The following is an 18,965-nucleotide window of genomic DNA, read 5'->3' as shown; positions in this document are numbered from 1 at the left end:
CATGAGCAGCGAGTGGAAGATCCTCGTCGTGGACGACGACCCGGAGGTCCGCGGCGCCGTCGAGGACGGCCTGGCCGTCGAGGGCTACGCGGTGCGGGGTGTCGCCGACGGCCTCGCGGCCCTCTCCGAGCTCAGCCGCTGGCAGCCCGATGCGATCGTGCTGGACATCCTGATGCCCGTCATGGACGGCCTCGCCGTCTGCCGGCAGTTGCGCGCGCTCGGCGACCGCACCCCGGTCCTGGTGCTCACCGCCCGGGACTCGGTCAGCGACCGGGTGGACGGCCTGGACGCCGGGGCGGACGACTACCTGGTCAAGCCCTTCGCGCTCGACGAACTGGCCGCACGCCTGCGCGCGCTGCTGCGCCGTGCCGTCCCCACCCCCTGTGACGACGACATGATCCGCGTGGGCGACCTGGTGGTCGACCCGGCCGGCCGCAGCGGGCGCCGCGGCGAGCGGCCGCTGGAGTTCTCCCGCACCGAGTTCGCCCTGCTGGAACTGCTGATGCTGCACCCGGGCCAGGTGCTGCCGCGCGAGACGATCGTGGAACGGGTCTGGGGCGTGGACTTCGGTCCGGACTCCAACTCGCTGGCCGTCTACATCGGCTACCTGCGCCGCAAGCTGGAGGCCGGCGGCGAGCCCCGGCTGGTGCACACCGTGCACGGCATCGGCTACCGGCTGGACGCGGCGTGAGGGCGCACGCCCGCTGGCGCCGCCGCCGGCCGCTGCGCACCCGGCTGGCGCTCGCCGGGTCGGCGGCGGTCGCGCTGGTGGCCGTCGGTGTGTCCTGGGCGGCCTTCACCATCGTCCGCTACGAGCTGCGCCACCAGCTCGACCTGCACCTCGTCCAGCAGGCCACCATGCTCCAGCAGCAGGACCGCAACCGTCCGCCGGGCGTCGTCTACGGCGAGTGCGGCTACCTGGCCGCCCCCGCCTGCACCCAGGTCGTCCCGGCCACCGCCGCCCTGGACCCGGCCCAGCCCTACCTGCTACCGGTCACCGCGGAGACCCGCCAGGTCGCGACCGGGCAGCGCCCGGCGTACTACACGGACATCCGGATCAGCGGGCACCCCGCCCGGATGTACACCGCCAGGTTCGGCAGCGCGCAGGCCGCCGTCCAGGTCGCGCTGCGCTCGGACGCGGTGGACCGCGGGGTGCAGCAGGCCGGGGAGCTGATGGCGGCCGTGGCCGGCGCCGGGGTGCTGCTGGCCGGACTGCTCGGCTACGTGCTGGCCCGCACCGGCCTCGCGCCGGTCGCCCGGCTGACCGCCACCGCCGAACGGATCGCGGCCACCCGGGACGCCGGGCTGCGGATCGAGCTGCCGCCGGGCCGGCACGAGGACGAGGTGACCAGGCTCGCGCGCAGCTTCAACACCATGCTCGGCGAGCTGGAGCAGTCGGTCACCGCCCAGCGCCGCCTGGTCGCCGACGCCTCGCACGAGCTGCGCACCCCGCTGACGGCGCTGCGCACCAACGCCGAACTGCTCGCCCGCACCGACCGGTTGACACCGGCGCAGCGGGACCGGGCGGCGGCCGGGCTGAACCGCCAGCTGCGCGAGGTCACCAGCATGGTGAACGACCTGATCGAGCTGGCCCGGGACGAGGAGCCGCAGCCGCTGCTGGAGCGGGTCCGGCCGGCCGCGCTGGTCGAGCACTGCGTGGCCGCGGCCCGCGACCACTGGCCCGCCGTCGCCTTCGACCTGGCCGTCGCACCGGACACCGTCGCGCTCACCCTGCCGGGCGTGCCGGCGCGGCTGGTCCGGCTCTTCTCCAACGTGCTGGACAACGCGGCCAAGTTCAGCCCGCCGGGCGGCCCGGTCGAGGTGACGCTGACCGCCTCGCCGCTGCAGCTGACCGTCCGGGACCACGGGCCGGGCATCGCGCCCGAGGACCTCCCCTACGTCTTCGACCGCTTCTACCGCGCCTCCGCCGCCCGGGCGCTGCCCGGCTCCGGCCTCGGACTGGCGATGGCCCGGCAGATCGCGCAGGCCCACGGCGCCGCGCTCACCGCCGAGTCGGCCCCGGGCGGCGGCGCGCTCTTCCGCCTGCGGTTCGGTCACGGTGCCACGGCCGAGGCGGCGGCGCCGTGACCCGGCCCCGGCGGACGCCCGCCGACGGCACGCGCTCACGCCTGCAGCACCGCGCCCGACGGGGCCTGCTGCGCGACCGCGCGGGTGGGCAGGTTCCAGCCGCGGATCACCGGGCGGCCGTGTTCGGTGCCGAGCCGGCACACCGCGGCGTTGTCGAGCGCGAAGTGCGCGCCGCGGGCGGCCGGGAGCTCCAGGTACCGCGCGGTCAGCACCCGCAGCAGGTGGCCGTGCGACACGAGCACCACGTCGCCGGAGTCCGACGCCTCGGCACCGCCGAGGAACGGCGCGATCCGTGCCAGCACCCGGTCACAGCGCTCGGCGACCTGCGCGAGGCTCTCGCCGGGGTGCTCCCGGTCGCCGGGGACCACGCCGTCGTGCCACAGGTCCCAGCCGGGCCGACGCCGCTGGATCTCGGCGGTGCTCACGCCCTCGTAGCCGCCGTAGTCCCACTCCCGCAGATCGGAGGTGGCCCGCAGGTCCGACAGGCCCGCCTGCACCGCCGTCTCGACCGCCCGCTGCAGCGGACTGACCAGGACGAGGGCCGGCCGGTAGGCGGCCAGCGCACCGCCCAGGGCCTGCGCCTGGGCCCGGCCGCAGTGGGTCAGCGCCACATCCGTGGTTCCGGTGTGCCGCCCGGCGCGGCTCCACTCGGTCTCGCCGTGGCGTATCAGCAGCAGATCACCCATGTCGGGACCTCTCCTCGGTCGTCCACCCGGTCGCGCGGTTCGCGACCGGGTACTCGACCACTCTCCCGCCGCGCCGAGGCTCCCCACCTCGGCCGATCGGCGGAAGCGGCGGACGACAGGCGGTCCGCCGACCGAAGATCGTCGGACCGTAACGACCCACGAAAGGACGGCAGCCATGGAGGAGCAGGACACCACGGGGGACCTGGCGGCCCGGCCGCTGGACAAGGACTCCGTCCCTGCCTGGCTGGAGCTGCAGCAGGCGGTCGAGCACGTCGACCGCAGCGGCTGGCATGCCGACGCCGAGGAGCTCGCCGAAGTCCTGGCGGACCCCAAGCTCGACCTGGAACAGGACAGCCTGGCGCTGTGGGACGGCGCACGGCTGGCCGCGTACGCCGTGCTGTACACCCCGCACGGCGCACTGGACGTCGCGCGCTTCGAGGGTGACGCAGCGGTGCACCCCGACTGGCGGCGGCGCGGCCTCGGGTCCCGGCTCGTCGCCTGGCTGGAGCAGCGTGCCCGGGCCCGGCACGCGGCGGACCCGGAGCTGTCCGCGCTGGGCGGCGAGCTGCTGCTCAACGGCAGGGCCGGGGACGAGGGGCTGCTGAAGCTGACCGAGAGGTGCGGCTTCACACCGTGCCGCTGGTGGTTCGAGATGAAGCAGCCGCTGGACGCGGACCGCCCCCCGGCTCCCCGCCCCGCTCCCGAGGGCACCCGGCTGGTCCCCTTCGAGGCGGCGTACGACGAGGCCACCCGGCTCGCGCACAACGACGCGTTCCGCGACCACTGGGACTTCGCTCCACTCGACCGGACCGACTGGCGCACCTGGGCCACCGGCGCCGGCTCGTTCCGGCCCGCGATGTCACGCCTCCTGCTCGCGGGCGAGAAGGCAGCGGGCACGGAGGAGGTGGCGGCATACCTCCTGGCGGAGGAGAGCCCGGCGAAGACGGCCGTCACCGGCAGCCGGGACTGCCACATCGGCTACCTCGGCACGCGCCGGGCCCACCGCGGCCGGGGCGCGGCACCGGCACTGCTGGCGGCGGCACTGCGCGCGGCGGGCGACGCCGGGTACGACACGGCCTCGCTGACCGTGGACACGGCCAACCCGTCGGGTGCGCTGGGCTTCTACCAGAAGTCCGGGTTCGTGGTGGACCGCGAGTTCGTCACCTATACCCGCCCGCTCGCGTCCTGACGGGGGCTCCGGTCCGCACCGGGCGGCACGGTCCGTGACCGGGGTGATCGTCGTCGCCCGATACGATGCCGCTACGGTCCGGCGCAGCCGCTGAGGACCGCGGCACAGAACAGGACCCCCGGATGAGCGACCATGACCAGCCCGCGTCGGCTCCCGGTGCACCGGGCGGGCGTTCGCGCGGCGCGGGCCACAGCCGCGAACTCCTGCTCCGGGCCGCCCTGGAGCTCTTCGCCGAGCGGGGATTCGACCACACCACCACGCGGGAGATCGGCGAACGGGCGGGCGTCGACGCGGCGCTGATCGCCCGCTACTTCGGCGGCAAGACGCAGCTCTACCTGGCCGCGTTGGAAGCCGAGTCGGGCGAGGGCGCGCCCGCGGGACTGCTCGACGAGGACCGGCTGCGCGCCCTGCTCGGCAGGTCGACCCGGCGCGGCCCCGGCCCCGTGGTCCGGGCCGCGCTGGTCGCGCACACCGACCCCGCGCTCCAGGACGCCGCCCACGCCCAGCTCTACGAGCGCCTGGTCGACCCGACCCGCCACCGCTTCGCCGAGGAGGGCGTGCCCGACCCGGAGCTGCGGGCCGAGCTGGCGGTGGCCGCCCTCGCCGGGATCCTGCTGGCCCGCCACACCGGCGCCCTCGGCACGCTCGCCACGGCCGAGCCGGAGAAGCTGTGCGGGCTGGTCGGCGAGCTGCTCGCAGCCGTCCATCCGGCACCGGCCCCACCGGACGGGCCCCGCTCGACGGAGTGAGCGGCGCTCAGAGCCGACCCCGGGCCCGGTGTCCGGCCTCGTCATCCGCCGCGGGGCCGCCCGCGGGGCCGTCCGTCTGCCCGTCCGCGGGCCCGGCCTCCGGCTGCGGGAGAGCGTCGGTGCGGCGCGAACTCCGCGCGGCCCAGCGGGTGGTGGCGAGCACACCGAGCACAAGGACGGCGACGCCGCAGCCGGTGACGACCCACCAGGCCGAGCAGCTGGCCTCGGCGAACACGGCCAGGCCGACGTGCGTCCGGTGGTGCAGTCCTGCCGACAGCAGGGCACCGGTGACCGCGATCCCCAGGGTCTGGCCGACCAGTCGGCTGGTCATCGCGATGCCCCCGGCGACTCCGGCCTGAGCGCGGGGCATCCCGGAGACGACCATGTGGGTGACGGGGGCGGCGAACATCCCGTAGCCGACACCGATGAGCAGGTATCCGGCCAGAACGAGCGGCCCGGCGGAGGATTCGGCGTGCAGGAGGGTGAAGACCAGGCCGCTGCCCGTGACCGCCGCCCCGGAGATCAGCAGGGGCAGCCGCGGCCCGTGGTTGCCGGTCAGCCGCCCCGCCAGCAGAGCGCACCCGGCGGTCGCGACGGCCATCGGCAGCATCCACAGCCCGGTCCGCAGGGCGCTGAACCCACGGGCGTCCTGGAGGTAGAGGGTGGCGAGGAAGAGGAACGCCGAGCAGGCGGCGGCAGCACCCAGGGCGATGACCACGGCCAGCGAGAACCGCACGCTGTGGAAGAACCGCAGGTCGATCAGCGGCTCGGCCGAGCGGCGTTCCCAGAGCGGCAGCACGGTCACCGAGGCAGCCGCCAGGGCGAGCGCCGCCAGGATCATCGGGTCGCCCCAACCCCGCTGCGGCGCCTCGATGATGGCGTAGCAGAGCGGTGCGAGCAGGGTCAGGACCAGCAGCTGGCCGACGGGGTCGATCCGGCGCGGCCGTGCCGCCTTCGACTCGGGCACGTAGCGGGTGGTGAGGACGAGGGCGCCCAGCGCGACCAGCAGGCTGAGCCAGAAGATCGACCGCCATCCGGTGCTCCCCACCAGCACCCCGCCCAGCAGCGGCCCGGCCACCAGCCCGATACCGGCGACGCCGCTCCACAGCCCGATGGCGCGGGCCCGTTCGCGCTCCCCGGTGAAGGTGTTGCTGATGATCGACAGCGAGACCGGAGCGAGCACCGCGCCGCCGATCGCCTGGAGCACCCGGAACACCACGAGCCACTCCAGCGAGGGCGCCAGCGCGCAGAGCGCCGAGCCGAGCCCGAAGAGCGACAGTCCGGCCTGGAAGGTGCGCCGGCGCCCGATCCGGTCTCCGGTGGACCCGGCGAGCAGCTGCAACGAGGCCAGCACCAGCCCGTAGGCGGTGAGCGTCCACTGCAGTCCCGCGACCGAGGTGTGCAGATCGCGCTGCACGGTCGGCAGGGCCACGTTCATGGCGGTGAAGTCCAGGACGACGATCAGCATGCTCATCGAGCAGGCGGCCAGCACCAGCCGGCGGCGGCGCCGGTCGGGCGCGGCCGCGGCGGTGCGCGGGGAACGGTCGGTCATGGCTTGCTCCTTCAGGCCCGTTGTGCGGACCCCGGCGACACCGGGGCCGGCCGGTTCGGGCCGGTGGTGGCCGGACCGCCCGGATGGACGCGCACGGCGACGGTGATGGCGGCCAGGACTCCCACGACGGCCAGCAGGGACCAGGTCAGCCCCACGCTCGTCATCAGGAATCCGCCCGCGGTGGCGCCGACGCCCATCGCCAGCACGACGCCCAGTCGGCGCGCCGCCCGGGCCCGTCCGCTGCCCGCCAGCGGGGAGTCATGGACCAGGGCGATCAGCGCGCCGGTGAGGCCGACGGTGATCGGGAAGTCGGGCACGTCCAGCCGGCGCACGGTCGAACAGCGCGCACCCATCGCGAGCGCGAGCAGCGCGATCACCACGTAGCGGGTGCCGGCCGCGGTGAGCGGGGCGAACGCGGCCATGGCGGTGGCGGCGGCCACCAGGGCGACCTCGACGGCCATGGCGTGGAAGAACCAGTGCTGGCGCGCGCGTCGGGTGGCGAGCCGCGCGGTCCGGGCGGCCAGCACGATGCCCAGGGCGAAGCTGACGATGGCCAGCGCGGGGCCCGGGCCGGAGGGTCCGACGGTCTTGCCGAGCGCGAGGCCGAGGAAGATGACGTTGCCCGTCATCATGGCGATGAACACCCGTCCCAGGCCCAGGTAGCTGATGGCGTCCAGCATCCCGGTCACCGCGGTCAGCCCCACCAGGGCGGCGGGCAGCGGATCACACCCGTGCCCGCGCCGGTGCAGCCCCCTGACGGCGCACCGGAACGGGCCGGTGCGCCGGGGGCGGCTGCTGCTGGTCATCGGGTGGGACATCGGACTTCCTCGGATCGGCGGATGGCACGTCGATCTCCAGTAGACCGGGCTCCCATCGGCGCCCGGGTCCTGCGGTCGGCTGGTCACCCGGGGCCGTTCTCCATCACCCCACCTATCCCCCGACCGGCCGATCCCCGGCCGTCGGCGGCGGCGCGAGGCTGGGTGGCAGCGGCCCCGGAGCTGCCCTAGTGCCGCGTCAGGCAGCCTTTGCGCGACGGGGCGAAGGTTGCCTGACGCGGCACTCGCAGCGGCCCGGGTGCCCCCTCCCCCGCACGCACCGGTCCAGCCGGTCCGTGCTGCCGCCAGCGAGAAGGGATGTCGATTCCCATGCGTACCACCACCCTTGCGGCCTGCTCCGCGGTCGCCCTGGGCGGCGCTCTGGCTCTGACCCCCGCCGTGGCCTCGGCGAGCACGGCCAAAGCCGCGCCCACCGGCGTGGCCACCGTCGCCGTCCAGCCGCGCACCGCCCACCCCGGACAGACCGTCACCGTGCTCGGCTCCTGCGCCAAAAGCCCCGGCGCCACGCTGAAGTCGCTCACCTCCAACGCCGGAAACGTGAAGATCACCGACCGCGATCCGCAGCACATCCGCGGCACCCTGCGCGTCGGCTTCGGCCCCAGCGACTACCACGTGGTCCTCGTCTGCACCAACAGCCAGGGCGGCACCCTGCTGCCCGTCACTCCCGCGCCCGCGCCGAAGCCCGCACCGCAGCAGCCCGGCCACCACCACCGTGGCGACTGCCACTTCGTCTTCCCGTACGGCGTGCACAGCTGGCACTGCAGCCGGTGACCGCCGAGCACCACCCTCACGACCGCTCGGACCGCTCGGCCCCGGTCGGGGTGCCCGGCGCCGGGTTGCGCCGCCCGCCGGGCCCGCTGACGATCACTGTGTGACCCGACCCGCAGCCGTCCACAGCAGCCGGCCGAAGCGCCCCTCGCCGAGATCGAAGCGGCCGGGCCGCGGCCTCCCGGAGGGGACCGGACGCCCGTGACCGGGCCGCTCGGGTGGCTGCTGCGCCAGCCGGAGGGCCCCTCGGCACTGCGCAGCGCGGTCTGGGTGACGGTGGCCGGGTGCACCGGCTTCTACGTCCTGACCTACGGCTTCGACCGGCCGGTCATGGGCCTGTACGCGATGTTCGGTGCGCTGCCGCTGGCCCTCTTCTCCCACCTGCCGGGCTCCGCCAGGGACCGCACCGGCCCCCAGCTCGCGGCCCTGCCGGCCGGGCTGGTCCTGGTCACCGCCGGGACCCTGCTCGCCGTCAGCACCTGGGCAGCGGCCCTTGGCCTGTTCGTGGTGAGCTTCGTGGTCTGCTTCCTGGGGGTCGGCGGCCCCCGCCCGGCGGGTCTGGCCCCCGCGCTGCAGCTCTACTACGTGCTGCCCTGCTTCCCGCCCTACGAGCCGCACACGCTCGGGCAGCGCCTGGCGGGCCTGACCATCGGCATCCTGCTGACCGTCCTCACCGACCGGCTGCTGTGGGCCGGCCCGCGGTCGGCCCCGTACCGGGTGCTGCTCGCCGAGGCGGTCGCCGCGCTGGCCGACTACTGCGAGGCGACCGTGGAGCTGCTGTCCGGCGACGCGTCCCCGGCCGGACACCAGGTGCGGGCGCAGGCGGTGGACCGGACCTTCACGGCGACCGGGATGTCCGCGGTGCCCCAGGGCGAGCGCCCCACCTCGGTCTCGGTACGGGACCACGGCCTGCTGCAGACCCGGGCCGCCGCCCGGCACATCCGCTACCAGCTGGACGACCTGGCCGAGGACGCCCTGGAGCTGAACCCCGCGGCCGCGCACCTGCTGGGCCGTACCGCGGCCGGTCTGCGGCGGGCGGCGCAGGGGCTGCGCGCGGGCGTCCCGGAGCCGGCGGACGAGGACCTGCACACCGCCCTCAAGGCCTTCCACGCCGAACGGGTGGGCTCGCTCACCGGGGCCACACCCGTGCGCCTGCGCCAGGACGCGGTCACCCGGGTGGCGGCCGAGAGCGCGCTGGTGGCCGACGAGGCGGCCCGGATCGCGCTCGGTACGGCTCCCGGCGTCCGCCGGCACCGCCCCGACGGCCCGTTCGGCTACGCCGTACTCCCCTGGTACACCTTGTGGTGGCGGCGGCTGCGCCTGCACCTGACCCCGCACTCGGTCCTGCTGCAGAACGCGCTGCGCACCGCGCTGGCCCTGGGCGGCGCGCGGCTGATCGTCGGCCTGCTGGACGTGCCGCACGGCTTCTGGGTGCTGCTGGCAACGCTCAGCCTGATGCGCACCTCGGCCGCCGACACCCGGGCCGCGCTGGTGCCCGCGCTGATCGGGACGGCCGCCGGGGCCGTGCTGGCCACCCTGCTGCTGCTCGCCGTGGGCCAGAACACCGCCTTCTACGCGGCGGCGACACCCGTCGTCCTGCTGGTGGGCTTCACCGTGGGCACGGTGCTCGGCCCGGCCTGGATCCAGGGCGCGATGACGCTGCTCCTCGTGCTGCTCTTCACCCAGATCCTGCCGCCCGACGTCCACCTGCCGGCGATCCGGTTCCTCGCGGTGCTGGGCGGCGGCGGCATCGGGGCGCTGGCCGGCCTGCTCGCCTGGCCGCGCGGCGCTCGGGGTCAACTCCGGTACACCATCTCGGACTTCACGGTCCAGGGAGCCCGCACGGCGCGGGCGGTGACCGCCCGGCTCTGCGCCGGCGGCGGCGCGGACGGGGACCCGCTGCGGGCGGGCCACCAGGCCATGGCGCTGGCCCAGGCCGTCTACGTCCAGTACCGCACCGAACGCCCCCGCTCCGCTGCCCCCGAGCCGCACTGGGAGAGCGCGATGATGCCCGGCTACCAGTCCCTCACGGGCGGCGAGCTGGTGCTCCTCGGCGCGAACGGCCGCTGCGGCCCGCTGCCGCCCGAGGCCGTCACGCACCTGACCGCCCTGGCCGACCGGACGGCGGCCGCGTGCCTGCGCGCCGCCGCGGTCCTGCGCGGGGAGGCGGAGCAGAGCGAGCCGGTGGCGACGCACGCCTACCCGGCCCAGACCTCCCCCGTCCTGCGCTGCGCCGTCCAGCAGGCCGCCGGCACACCGCCCCTGGACCTGCTGCTGATCGCCGACACCGAGGCCTGGCTCACCGCGGTCGCCCGCTCGGCCAGGCTGGGGCGCTGAACCACCCGCCGAGGACCGCGCGGGATCTCCGCCTCAGCCGGACTGGTCCTGCTCCCCCGGAGTCCTCGTCCCGGCGGCCCGGTCAGTGGCTGTTCTCGGTGGGGCGCAGGTCGGGTGGGATCAGGGTGCGGGCCAGGACCGCGGCGATCAGGGTCAGGGCGGCGGCGGTCAGGCAGGTGGTGACCAGGGCGTGGGTGTAGGCCGTGGCGATCACGGCCAGCAGGTCCTCGCGTGCGGTGCCGGTCAGCGCGTCCGCGGCGTGGACGGCTTCGCCCACCGAGTCGTGCACCGCCTGCTCGGTGGCGGCGTCCAGGTGCAGCAGCGGCAGGTTGTGGCGGTAGAGGGCGGTGGCGAGGCTGCCGAGGACGGCGACCCCCATGGCGGCGCCCAGTTCGTAGCAGGTCTCCTCGATGGCGGCGGCGCTGCCGACCTGGGCGACCGGGGTCGCGGCCATCAGGGTGACGGAGGCGACGGTGGTGGCCACGCCCACGCCGAGCCCGAGGACCGCCAGGGCGACGGCCATCAGCGGGTAGTCGACCTCGGTGAAGCGGCGGAAGATCCACGGCAGGATCAGGCCCACGGTCATCACGCCCAGGCCGCCGCCGAGCACCTGACGGATCGGGAAGCGGTGCATCAGGGTCGGAGCGGCCACCGAGGCGGCGATCAGCGCGAGCGGGGCGGGCAGCAGCCGCACCCCGGCCTCCAGCGGGTCGTAGCCCTGCGTGTACTGGAACCACTGGGTGACCAGGAAGAGGACGGCGCCGATGGCGACCATGCCCAGGAAGATCGCGGTGGTGGCGATGCTGAACGAGCGGTCGACGAAGAGCCGGACCTCCAGCAGCGGGTGGGCCAGCCTCAGCTGGCGGCGCACGAAGACGGTCAGCGTGACGGCGGCGACTGCCAACAGGAGCCAGGGCACCCAGTCGGCCGGTCCGCTCTTGCCGAGCTGTTTGATGCCGCCGGCCAGGGCGAGCATCCCGACGATCGACTGGGCGACGCCCCACCAGTCCCAGGCTCCGGCGTGCGGGGCACGGGACTCGGGCAGGAGCCACGCGCCGAAAGCGATCACGAGCAGGGCGGTGGGAATGTTGAGCAGGAACGCGGCGTGCCAGCCGTAGTCCTGGACGAGCAGGCCGCCGATCACCGGACCGAGCGCCATGCCGCCGCCGAAAACTGCGGACCACACCGCGTAGGCGAAGGCGCGCTCGCGCGCGTCGGTGAACACCTCCCGCAGGATCGACAGGGTGGAGGGCATGATCGCCGCGCCGCCCACCCCCAGCAGGGCGCGGGCGGCGATGACGTGCCAGGCGGCGGTGGCGAAGACCGCCAGCAGCGAGGCGAGCGCGAAGACGGCGAAGCCGAGCAGCAGCAGGCGCTTGCGCCCCCAGCGGTCGCCGAGCGCCCCGGCGGTCACCAGCAGGCCGGAGAGGACCAGCGCGTAGACGTCGATGATCCACAGCTGCTCGACCGACCCCGGCTGGAGGTCGGCCACCAGCGAGGGGAACGCGACGTTGAGGATCGTGGTGTCCATCGCGATCAGCAGCAGGCTCCCCGACAGGATCGTCAGGACGATCCACCGGTGCGGATCGGGAGCCGTGTGCCGCGCCACGGACTGCGGGGCGGAGGAGGTGTCCACGCGTTCATCCCGTCCGTGCGTCGAAGGACGCTGTCACTCCCCGGCGACCGGGGCGTCCTGGGCCTGGTTGTAGAGGTCCTGGATACGGTCGCCGAAGTAGGGGGCGAGCTGGTAGTCGAGCTTGTCGAAGTTGCCGATGCCGATCGAGTTGACGATCCCGACCCCGGTCTCCTCGTCGAAACCGAGGAACCACGGGCTGCCCCAGACCTTGCCGACCGCTCCCGGGCAGTACAGCGCCTGCGGCAGGGGCGGGGCGGGCGGCGTGTTCGGGTCGTCGACCGAGCGGCCGCTGCAGTAGTAGAGCTCCTCGGGCTTCTGCGACCAGTAGCCGAAGAGGTAGACGTTCGGGTGCGGGTGGATCACCTGGTTGAACGCCACGCCCTGGCCGCCGACCGTGTCCACCAGCAGGCGGCCCGGCGGGATGCTGATCACGGTGGCCGCGCCGACGTCGTAGTTCTCGTCCGCGTCCCGGTGCCACTCGGGCAGCGCGAAGAGCTGGGTCGCCATCCACAGGCCGAAGGGCGCGCAGCCGTCGTGGTAGCCGGGTGCGAAGACCCAGCTGGTGATCGGGGAGTCGATCAGGTCGGTGCAGGAGCCCTTGGTGAGCACGACGCTCCTGTTGTGGCTCTGCACCGCGACGCCGTCGCACGCCACCGCACCGATGACGGCGGGTGAGGTGAGGAAGACGGTGCCCACGGTCTGGTTCACCAGCCCGTGCCCGTGCCACGGGCTGCCGCCGTCCGGGAAGTCCCGCCGCCCGCTCGACGTGGCGGCCGGGCCGGTCACCGGCGCAGCGGCCGGGACGGCGGGCTGCACCACCGTCGGCTCGCCCCGCCGCACTGCCCGCTCGGCCGCACCCGCCGACCGGAGCCGCGGCGAACGGGGCTCGGCGCTGAGGTGCCGTGCGCTGCGCATCCGCTCGGGGGTCCAGAAGTCCGCCACCTGCCGCGGGTCCTGGTGCAGGGCGGCCACCCGCACCTCACCCGGGACAGCGGAGGCGACGGTGGACGGGGCGGGAACGGCTGCCCGGGCGCCCGCTGACAACGACAGGACGGCAGCGGCCAGCAGCGCCAGCTGCAGGCCGACGGCTCGACAGGCCCGTGTGTGAGATCGCATGACCATAAAGTCGGCGCCCCGCGCGCCGACCCTGATAGCCCGATGGGAGTCAACCAGCCTCCCTGGTCGGCAGCGGGGTCCGCTCCGCCGGACGTCTCCACCGATCGGCGGCCCGCGTTCCACCGGCCGGTCCACCGATCGGTGGATATGGCCGGCCCGCCGCCGGTTCCAGAGTGAACAGCACCGCGCATCCGCCGCTCAGAACGAGGAGCGGCACCCGGCGCAACCCCCACCCCTGCTGAAGCCTGGGGTATCCACGGAGGTATCCGATGACGAACAAGCCGATCAGGTTCGGCGCGCGGATGGTCGCCCTGGGCGTGGCCGCCACCGCGGCCATGTCCCTCGCCACGCTGCCCGCCGCCGCCGACAGCGGGCCCACCATCGACAAGCTGATGGCCGACTGCGCCAGCGGCACCGGAAAGTGCACCTTCAACGACCCGGTCGTCGACAGCGCCTACCTCGGCAACTACCGCCAGGTCTCCGACACCCTCTACAACTGCAGCACCTCGCCCGCCACGCAGGGGCTGGGCTGGTCCGACAGCGTCGGCTCCTCCGACTCCCTGGACGTGTCCGTCACCGTCGGCGGCAAGATCGCGGGCATCGTCGAGGCGAGCGTGACGGCCAAGTACGGGCACACCTGGACCACGTCCCACACCGACAGCGGCTCGCTGGGCACGACCGTCCAGCCGGGCGAGGTGGGCTGGATCTCGCGCGCGCAGGTCATGCAGCAGGTCTCGGGCAAGTGGCAGACCCACTACGACGACCCGCACTGGGGCCACTACTACTGGTTCTGGAAGGACACGATCACCAGCCCTGCCCCGAACGGCACCGACGGCGTCAGCAACGCCGTCGTCGTCAAGAGCCGCCCGATGACCGCCGCCGAGAAGGCCTCCTGCACCGCCTCGAACGGCGGGCTGACCCACGGCCCCAACCTGCACCAGGACGAGCCCTCCGGCCACACCGGAGCGCCCGGCCCGCACGACACCACCCCGCAGCCGGGCGACGCTCCGGTCGCGACACCGCCCGCCGAGAACTCCACCAAGCAGTAGTACTGCGCGGCTCGCGCCCGGTGCAGCGTCAACCGCTGCACCGGGCGCGGCGCGGCTCACCGGTGCTTCAGCTCGGCACCGGTGGGTCGGGTGGTGGACGACGCGGGCCCTGCCGCAGTGGCCTCGCCGGTGCCGCCGCGGCGGGGCAGCACGACGGTCACCACGATGGCCACCACGAACACCGCACAGCCCAGCAGGGCGGCGAGGGTGTAGCCGGCGTCGGAGGGCAGCGCGTGCCCGGCGGCGGTGTGGGCCTGGAGCACCACGGCGCTCAGCGCGCTGCCGATCGCGTAACCGACGTAGCGCAGCACCTGGTTGAAGCTGATGGCACTGCCGGTCTCGTGCGCGGGAACCGAGTTGACGATCAGTCCGGGCATCACGGCGAAGGTGCAGCCGACGCCGAGTCCGGCGATGCCCATCGCGAGGAACAGCTCCCACAGGCCGGTGCGCGCGAAGCCGAAGGCCGCCAGCGACGCGAGGGAGACCACACAGCCGACGGGCAGCACGAACCGCGTGGAGGTGTGCCGGGCCAGGACCGGTGCCAGCTTGCTGGCCGCGACGCTGGTGATCGAGAAGGGCAGCAGGATCAGGCCCGTGATGGTCACCGAGGCGCCGAAGCCGTAGCCGGCGCCGGTCGGTGTCTGCGCGAAGCGGGTGACCAGTGACATCAGCAGGTACATGCCGACTCCTGCGATCAGGCCGGTCACGTTGGCGGTCAGGACCGTGCGGTTGCGCAGTGTGCGCAGGTCGACCAGCGGGTGGGCGCAGCGCAGCTCGTGCGTGCTCCACAGGGCCAGCAGAGCCACCGCGACCGCCAGCAGCCCGAGCAGGCGGGCCGATCCCCAGCCCCAGGACTGCCCCTCGCTGAGGGCCAGCAGCAGCGCGCCCAGGGCCGCGCCCAGGAGCAGCGCGCCCAGGCCGTCCAGCCGCCGCGGGGGCAGGTGCCCGGAAGGCGGCAGGACGATCGCGGCGGCGACCAGCGCGACGGCGCTGATGAGGGCGCCGAACCAGAACCCGCCGTGGATGCCGAAGAGTTGGGTGATCAGGCCGGTCAGCGGGTAGCCGAGACCGACCCCGGCGACCGTGGTGATCGAGAGCATCGCCACGGCGGGGCGTGAGCGCTCCGCGGGCAGGCTGTCCCGTGCGGTGGCGATGGCCAGCGGGACCAGGGCCAGTCCGGCGCCCTGCAGCGCACGCCCCACCAGGAGGAAGACGAAGCCGAGCGGGAGGGCCGCCAGCAGGCTGCCGACCAGCACGACCGCGGCCGATCCCAGCATCGCCGCACGGCGCCGGGGCCCGTCGCCCAGCCGTCCGACGGTGGGTGTGGCGACCGCTCCGACCAGCATGACGATGGTCAGCGACCACTGGGCATCGGCCAGTGAGACGTGGTCCGCCTGGGCGATGCGCGGGACCAGCGGTGCGCCCAGGCTGCTGATCACGGCGACCACCATGCCCAGGAACACCAGCACGGGCACCAGCGCCCGCTCGCGCGGCGTGGCGTGGGTGAGACGGGTTTCCATGACGCTCCTCCTCTGTCATCAAATGATGTCAGCAGATGATGACATCAACTGATGACGCAAGTGTAGTGCAGCCCGGCGCCGCCTGGACACCCGCTGGACGGCTGCCCGGGACCAGGGCCGAGCGTCCTGGCGGGCCCTCCCCCGATCGGTGGATGCGAGGATCAGCCGCCCACCGGGCCGTTCCGGCGATCCGCGCGCGGCGCCGCGCTGCCAGGCTTGACCGAAGTGCCGCCGGTGCGCTGCCCGTTGCGGGCACCCGACGTGCGCCGTCCGGCCTTGCGCCCGATTCGGCCGCCTTCGCGTCCGGCACCCCGCTGGGGTTCCGCCGGCCCGGTGTGCGCGTGATCCACCCAGCCCCACCGCCCCCCAGCCCGCGTCCGGAGTGCTGCCGTGTTCCGCCCCTACCGCGACCTGTTCACCCGTCCCGGCGCCAAGCCGCTGGTCGCCGCCGGCCTGATCGCCCGGGCACCGCGCGCGATGACCGGCATCGCGATCCTCGCCATGGTCACCCAGCGCACCGGCGACTACGCCTTGGCCAGCGCCGAGTGCGCCACCTACTCCCTCGCCTGCGCCGTGCTGGCGCCGCTGGTCTCCCGACAGGCCGACCGGCACGGACAGCGCCGGGCCGCCCGGCCCGCCCTCGCCCTCGCCCTGACCGCCCTCGCCGTCCTGGCCGGGTGCAACTGGTCGGGCGCACCGGCCTGGACGGCCTTCCCCTGCGTGGCCGTGGCCGGCACGATGCCGGATGTCGCCGGGATGATCCGGTCCCGCTGGACCGCGCTGTACCGCAGCGACCCGAGACTGCACACCGCCTTCTCCGTCGAGTCGGTCTCCGACGAACTCACCTTCATCGCCGGCCCGATCTGCGCCCTGACCCTCGCCACGCTCGTCTTCCCCGAAGCGGGCCTGCTCTGCGCGATGCTCTTCGCCCTGGTCGGCGTCTGGGCCGTCACCGCCCAGCGCCGCACCGAGCCCGAGCCGGTGGCCCGGCCCACGGCGGCGGGGCGGACGGGTTCGGTGGCCCGCAACCACGGCCTGCAGGTGCTGGTGCTGTCCTTCATCGCCTTCGGGAGCATCTTCAGCGCGACCGAGGTGATCACGGTGGCCTTCGCCACCGAACGCGGGCACCCGGCCGCTGCCTCCTACGCGCTGGCCTGCTACGGCATCACCAGCTGCCTGGCCGGACTGGTGGTGGGCGCCCTGCACCCCCGGTCCGCGCTGCCGGTGCGGCTGCTGACGGGCTTCGCGGTGCTCACCCTGAGCACGGTGCCGCTGGTCTTCGTGCACAGCCTGCTCACCCTGGCGGCCGTGCTGCTGCTGACCGGAGCGTGCATCTCGCCCACCATGATCACGGCGAACCTGCTGGTGCAGCGGCTGGTGCCGGCCGCCCGGCGCAACGAGGGGCTCACCCTGCTGCTCTCCGGCCTGAGCATCGGCCTGGCCGCCGGCTCGGTGGTCGGCGGCTGGGCCGTGGTCCACCTGGGGGCCGCCCACGCCTTCGTGGTCCCGGTCGGCTGCGCCCTCTGCGCGCTGCTGACGGTGCTGGCCGGCCAGCGCACCCTGCGCCGCCACCAGCGGGCGGAGGACGAGCCGCTGCAGCCGGCCCGCGCGCCCCAGCCCGAGCAGCGCGTCACCGGAGGCTGACCGCGCCCCGATCCCGGCCGACGCCCGCTCCGGCGCGCACCGGCCCTCCCCCGATCGGTGGACCGCCGCTCCCCCCGCTCCGGCCACCGCCGGTGGGACCGGGAAGGCCCCGGCGGCTGCCTACGGTCGACGGAGGGGCGGTACGGGGACAGCCGAAACGAAGGAGCGCAGCACGGATGACGACCTCCCCGAAGCTCTACGGTGGCCCCTGCCGCCCCACGCCCGAGCCGCGCCGGGAGCAGCCCGGCGCCACACGCGCCACCACCCGCGGCCGGCTGATCCTCCTGATCAGCTCCCTGGCCGTGCTGATGGTCGGCCTGGACAGCACGGCGCTGAACATCGCGCTGCCCGCCCTGGAGCGGCACCTGCACGCCTCGGTGTGCGGTCTGCAGTGGGTGGTCGACAGCTACAACCTGGTCGTCGCCTCGCTGATGCTGCTCGCCAGCTCCACCGGCGACCGGGTCGGGCGGCGCCGCACCTTCCGGGCCGGGCTGCTGCTCTTCGGGCTGGGGTCGGCGCTGTGCGGCCTGGCGCCGGACACCGGGAGCCTGATCGGGTTCCGCGTGGTGCAGGCGCTGGGCGGCGCGATGCTGGCCCCGGTCTCACTGTCGGTCATCACCCACACCTTCACCGACCGGGCCGAGCGCAGCCGGGCGATCGGCGCGTGGAGCTGCGCCTTCGGCCTGGGCCTGGCGCTGGGCCCGCTGGCGGGCGGGGTGCTGGTGGCGGGCGGCGGCTGGCGCTCGGTGTTCTGGATCAACGTGCCGATCGTGCTCGCCCTGCTGCTGCTCACCCGCCGCTTCCTGCCGGAGTCCCGCTCGGCGGCCACCCGCCGGGCCGATCTGCCCGGGCAGGCCCTGGTGATCGCCCTGCTCGGCACGCTGACCTACGCCGTCATCGAGGCCCCGCACCGTGGTTGGGGCTCAGCGCCGATCTCCTGCTGCCTGGCGGTGGCAGCCCTCGCGCTGGCCGGGCTGATCTGCTGGGAGCGCCGGCGGCGCGATCCGCTGATCGAACTGCGGTTCTTCCGCAGCGCGCCGTTCAGCGGTTCGGTGATCGTCTCGCTGGCCGGTTTCGCGGCGCTGGGCGGCTTCCTCTTCATCACCACGCTCTACCTGCAGGACGTGCGCGGGCTCTCCGCGCTGCCCGCCGGCCTGTGGATGCTGCCGATGCCGGTGATGACCGTGGTCCTCGCCCCGATCGCGGGGCGGCTGGTGGCCCGGCGCGGACCGCGGCTGCCGATGGTGCTGGCAGGCGCGGCCATCGCGGTCAGCGGGCTGCTGTTCGCGGCCTGCCACGTCGAGTCGTCCGTGGTGCTGCTGCTGGTGGCCTTCGGGCTGTTCGGGGCCGGGATCGGCCTGGTCGACGTCCCGGCGACCGGCCTGGCGGTGGACGGCATGCCGCGGGCGCAGGCCGGAGTGGCCTCGGCGATCACCATGGTCAGCTGCCGGGTCGGGGTCGCGCTGGGCGTGGCGGTGATCGGCGCGGTGCTCTCCGCCGGGCTGCACGGCTCGCCGCAGGCCGCGAGCACGGCCGGTTTCCTGGCCGCGTCCCGGGCCGCCTGGTGGGTCGTCACCGGCTGCGGAGTCGTCGTCTGCGGGCTGGGCGCGCTGGTGACCGGCCGCTGGGCCCGGCAGACCGCACGCACGGCAGCCGAGCGGCTGGCCACCGCCGTGCCACAGCCGCAGGCTCCCGCTTCGGCCGAACGCCCTCCCACCGGCGGGTCGGCCGATCGGCGGACACCACCGCCGGTGTGACGACGCCACGATCGGCACAGCGGACACCGATACGAGGG

15 protein-coding genes are annotated in these 18,965 nt (G+C 74.6%); 9 read left to right on the top strand and 6 right to left on the bottom strand.

Going from position 1 to position 18,965, the window contains the following annotated elements; translation table 11 throughout:
- Position 1: 1 nt before the first annotated feature.
- Both OG294_RS37660 and OG294_RS37655 read left to right on the top strand, forming a co-directional pair.
- Positions 2-691 (top strand): response regulator transcription factor, encoded by a 690-nt coding sequence (locus tag OG294_RS37660; RefSeq protein ID WP_327071074.1) that lies wholly within the window; start codon positions 2-4, stop codon positions 689-691.
- Positions 688-2,088 (top strand): sensor histidine kinase, encoded by a 1,401-nt coding sequence (locus OG294_RS37655; RefSeq protein ID WP_327071073.1) that lies wholly within the window; start codon positions 688-690, stop codon positions 2,086-2,088. The genes OG294_RS37660 and OG294_RS37655 overlap by 4 nt, the downstream gene beginning before the upstream one ends.
- A 35-nt stretch (positions 2,089-2,123) precedes the next feature.
- Here the strand turns inward: OG294_RS37655 and OG294_RS37650 are convergent, their stop codons facing one another.
- Positions 2,124-2,774 carry a histidine phosphatase family protein gene (locus tag OG294_RS37650; protein ID WP_327071072.1) on the bottom strand — a complete coding sequence of 217 codons (651 nt, stop codon included), beginning with the start codon at positions 2,772-2,774 and terminating at the stop codon, positions 2,124-2,126.
- 175 nt (positions 2,775-2,949) lie between these two features.
- On the opposite strand from OG294_RS37650, the gene OG294_RS37645 reads away from it, so the two are divergent.
- Both OG294_RS37645 and OG294_RS37640 read left to right on the top strand, forming a co-directional pair.
- Positions 2,950-3,963, top strand: coding sequence for a GNAT family N-acetyltransferase (locus OG294_RS37645; protein WP_327071071.1), 1,014 nt, complete (start codon positions 2,950-2,952; stop codon positions 3,961-3,963).
- Between the two features lie 122 nt (positions 3,964-4,085).
- On the top strand, positions 4,086-4,712 hold the full coding sequence (locus OG294_RS37640) for a TetR/AcrR family transcriptional regulator (protein ID WP_327071070.1): 627 nt from the start codon (positions 4,086-4,088) through the stop codon (positions 4,710-4,712).
- Positions 4,713-4,719: 7 nt separating this feature from the next.
- On the opposite strand, the gene OG294_RS37635 is transcribed toward OG294_RS37640, so the two are convergent.
- Both OG294_RS37635 and OG294_RS37630 read right to left on the bottom strand, forming a co-directional pair.
- Positions 4,720-6,264 carry an MFS transporter gene (locus OG294_RS37635; protein WP_327071069.1) on the bottom strand — a complete coding sequence of 515 codons (1,545 nt, stop codon included), beginning with the start codon at positions 6,262-6,264 and terminating at the stop codon, positions 4,720-4,722.
- An 11-nt stretch (positions 6,265-6,275) separates the two neighbouring features.
- Complete coding sequence (locus tag OG294_RS37630) at positions 6,276-7,082, bottom strand: YoaK family protein (protein ID WP_327071068.1); 807 nt, start codon at positions 7,080-7,082, stop codon at positions 6,276-6,278.
- A 327-nt stretch (positions 7,083-7,409) separates the two neighbouring features.
- Between OG294_RS37630 and OG294_RS37625 the strand changes: the two genes are divergently transcribed.
- Positions 7,410-7,871, top strand: a complete 462-nt coding sequence (locus OG294_RS37625; protein WP_327071067.1) for a hypothetical protein — start codon at positions 7,410-7,412, stop codon at positions 7,869-7,871.
- 198 nt (positions 7,872-8,069) lie between these two features.
- Positions 8,070-10,205, top strand: coding sequence for an FUSC family protein (locus OG294_RS37620; protein ID WP_327071066.1), 2,136 nt, complete (start codon positions 8,070-8,072; stop codon positions 10,203-10,205).
- An 82-nt stretch (positions 10,206-10,287) separates the two neighbouring features.
- Here the strand turns inward: OG294_RS37620 and OG294_RS37615 are convergent, their stop codons facing one another.
- Both OG294_RS37615 and OG294_RS37610 read right to left on the bottom strand, forming a co-directional pair.
- A complete protein-coding gene (locus OG294_RS37615; protein ID WP_327071065.1) occupies positions 10,288-11,841 on the bottom strand; it encodes an MFS transporter in 1,554 nt (517 codons plus the stop codon).
- A 33-nt stretch (positions 11,842-11,874) separates the two neighbouring features.
- Complete coding sequence (locus OG294_RS37610) at positions 11,875-12,957, bottom strand: trypsin-like serine peptidase (protein ID WP_327071064.1); 1,083 nt, start codon at positions 12,955-12,957, stop codon at positions 11,875-11,877.
- A 269-nt stretch (positions 12,958-13,226) separates the two neighbouring features.
- Here OG294_RS37610 and OG294_RS37605 point away from each other — a divergent pair, with 269 nt between their 5' ends.
- Positions 13,227-14,006 carry a hypothetical protein gene (locus OG294_RS37605; RefSeq protein ID WP_327071063.1) on the top strand — a complete coding sequence of 260 codons (780 nt, stop codon included), beginning with the start codon at positions 13,227-13,229 and terminating at the stop codon, positions 14,004-14,006.
- Positions 14,007-14,062: 56 nt separating this feature from the next.
- Here the strand turns inward: OG294_RS37605 and OG294_RS37600 are convergent, their stop codons facing one another.
- Positions 14,063-15,526: an MFS transporter gene (locus tag OG294_RS37600; protein ID WP_327071062.1), complete on the bottom strand. Its 1,464-nt coding sequence runs from the start codon at positions 15,524-15,526 to the stop codon at positions 14,063-14,065.
- Between the two features lie 390 nt (positions 15,527-15,916).
- Between OG294_RS37600 and OG294_RS37595 the strand changes: the two genes are divergently transcribed.
- Entirely contained in the window at positions 15,917-17,170 is a 1,254-nt protein-coding gene (locus OG294_RS37595; protein WP_327071061.1) for an MFS transporter, read from the top strand.
- A 176-nt stretch (positions 17,171-17,346) separates the two neighbouring features.
- Positions 17,347-18,927, top strand: coding sequence for an MFS transporter (locus tag OG294_RS37590; RefSeq protein ID WP_327071060.1), 1,581 nt, complete (start codon positions 17,347-17,349; stop codon positions 18,925-18,927).
- Positions 18,928-18,965: the final 38 nt, after the last annotated feature.

The sequence above is a fragment of the Kitasatospora sp. NBC_01302 genome (genome assembly GCF_035976515.1).
Classification (GTDB): Bacteria; Actinomycetota; Actinomycetes; order Streptomycetales; family Streptomycetaceae; genus Kitasatospora.
The sequence above is the reverse complement of the archived record's forward strand: the minus strand, read 5'-3'. Positions and strand labels throughout refer to the sequence as shown.

Bases quoted from the DNA above. Each gene is read 5' to 3' on its own strand.
- OG294_RS37630 (WP_327071068.1), bottom strand. From the start codon at position 7,082: ATGTCCCACCCGATGACCAGCAGCAGCCGCCCCCGGCGCACCGGCCCG.
- OG294_RS37605 (WP_327071063.1), top strand. From the start codon at position 13,227: ATGACGAACAAGCCGATCAGGTTCGGCGCGCGGATGGTCGCCCTGGGC.
- OG294_RS37650 (WP_327071072.1), bottom strand. From the start codon at position 2,774: ATGGGTGATCTGCTGCTGATACGCCACGGCGAGACCGAGTGGAGCCGC.
- OG294_RS37590 (WP_327071060.1), top strand. From the start codon at position 17,347: ATGACGACCTCCCCGAAGCTCTACGGTGGCCCCTGCCGCCCCACGCCC.
- OG294_RS37635 (WP_327071069.1), bottom strand. From the start codon at position 6,264: ATGACCGACCGTTCCCCGCGCACCGCCGCGGCCGCGCCCGACCGGCGC.
- OG294_RS37600 (WP_327071062.1), bottom strand. From the start codon at position 15,526: ATGGAAACCCGTCTCACCCACGCCACGCCGCGCGAGCGGGCGCTGGTG.
- OG294_RS37645 (WP_327071071.1), top strand. From the start codon at position 2,950: ATGGAGGAGCAGGACACCACGGGGGACCTGGCGGCCCGGCCGCTGGAC.
- OG294_RS37625 (WP_327071067.1), top strand. From the start codon at position 7,410: ATGCGTACCACCACCCTTGCGGCCTGCTCCGCGGTCGCCCTGGGCGGC.
- OG294_RS37640 (WP_327071070.1), top strand. From the start codon at position 4,086: ATGAGCGACCATGACCAGCCCGCGTCGGCTCCCGGTGCACCGGGCGGG.
- OG294_RS37610 (WP_327071064.1), bottom strand. From the start codon at position 12,957: ATGCGATCTCACACACGGGCCTGTCGAGCCGTCGGCCTGCAGCTGGCG.
- OG294_RS37660 (WP_327071074.1), top strand. From the start codon at position 2: ATGAGCAGCGAGTGGAAGATCCTCGTCGTGGACGACGACCCGGAGGTC.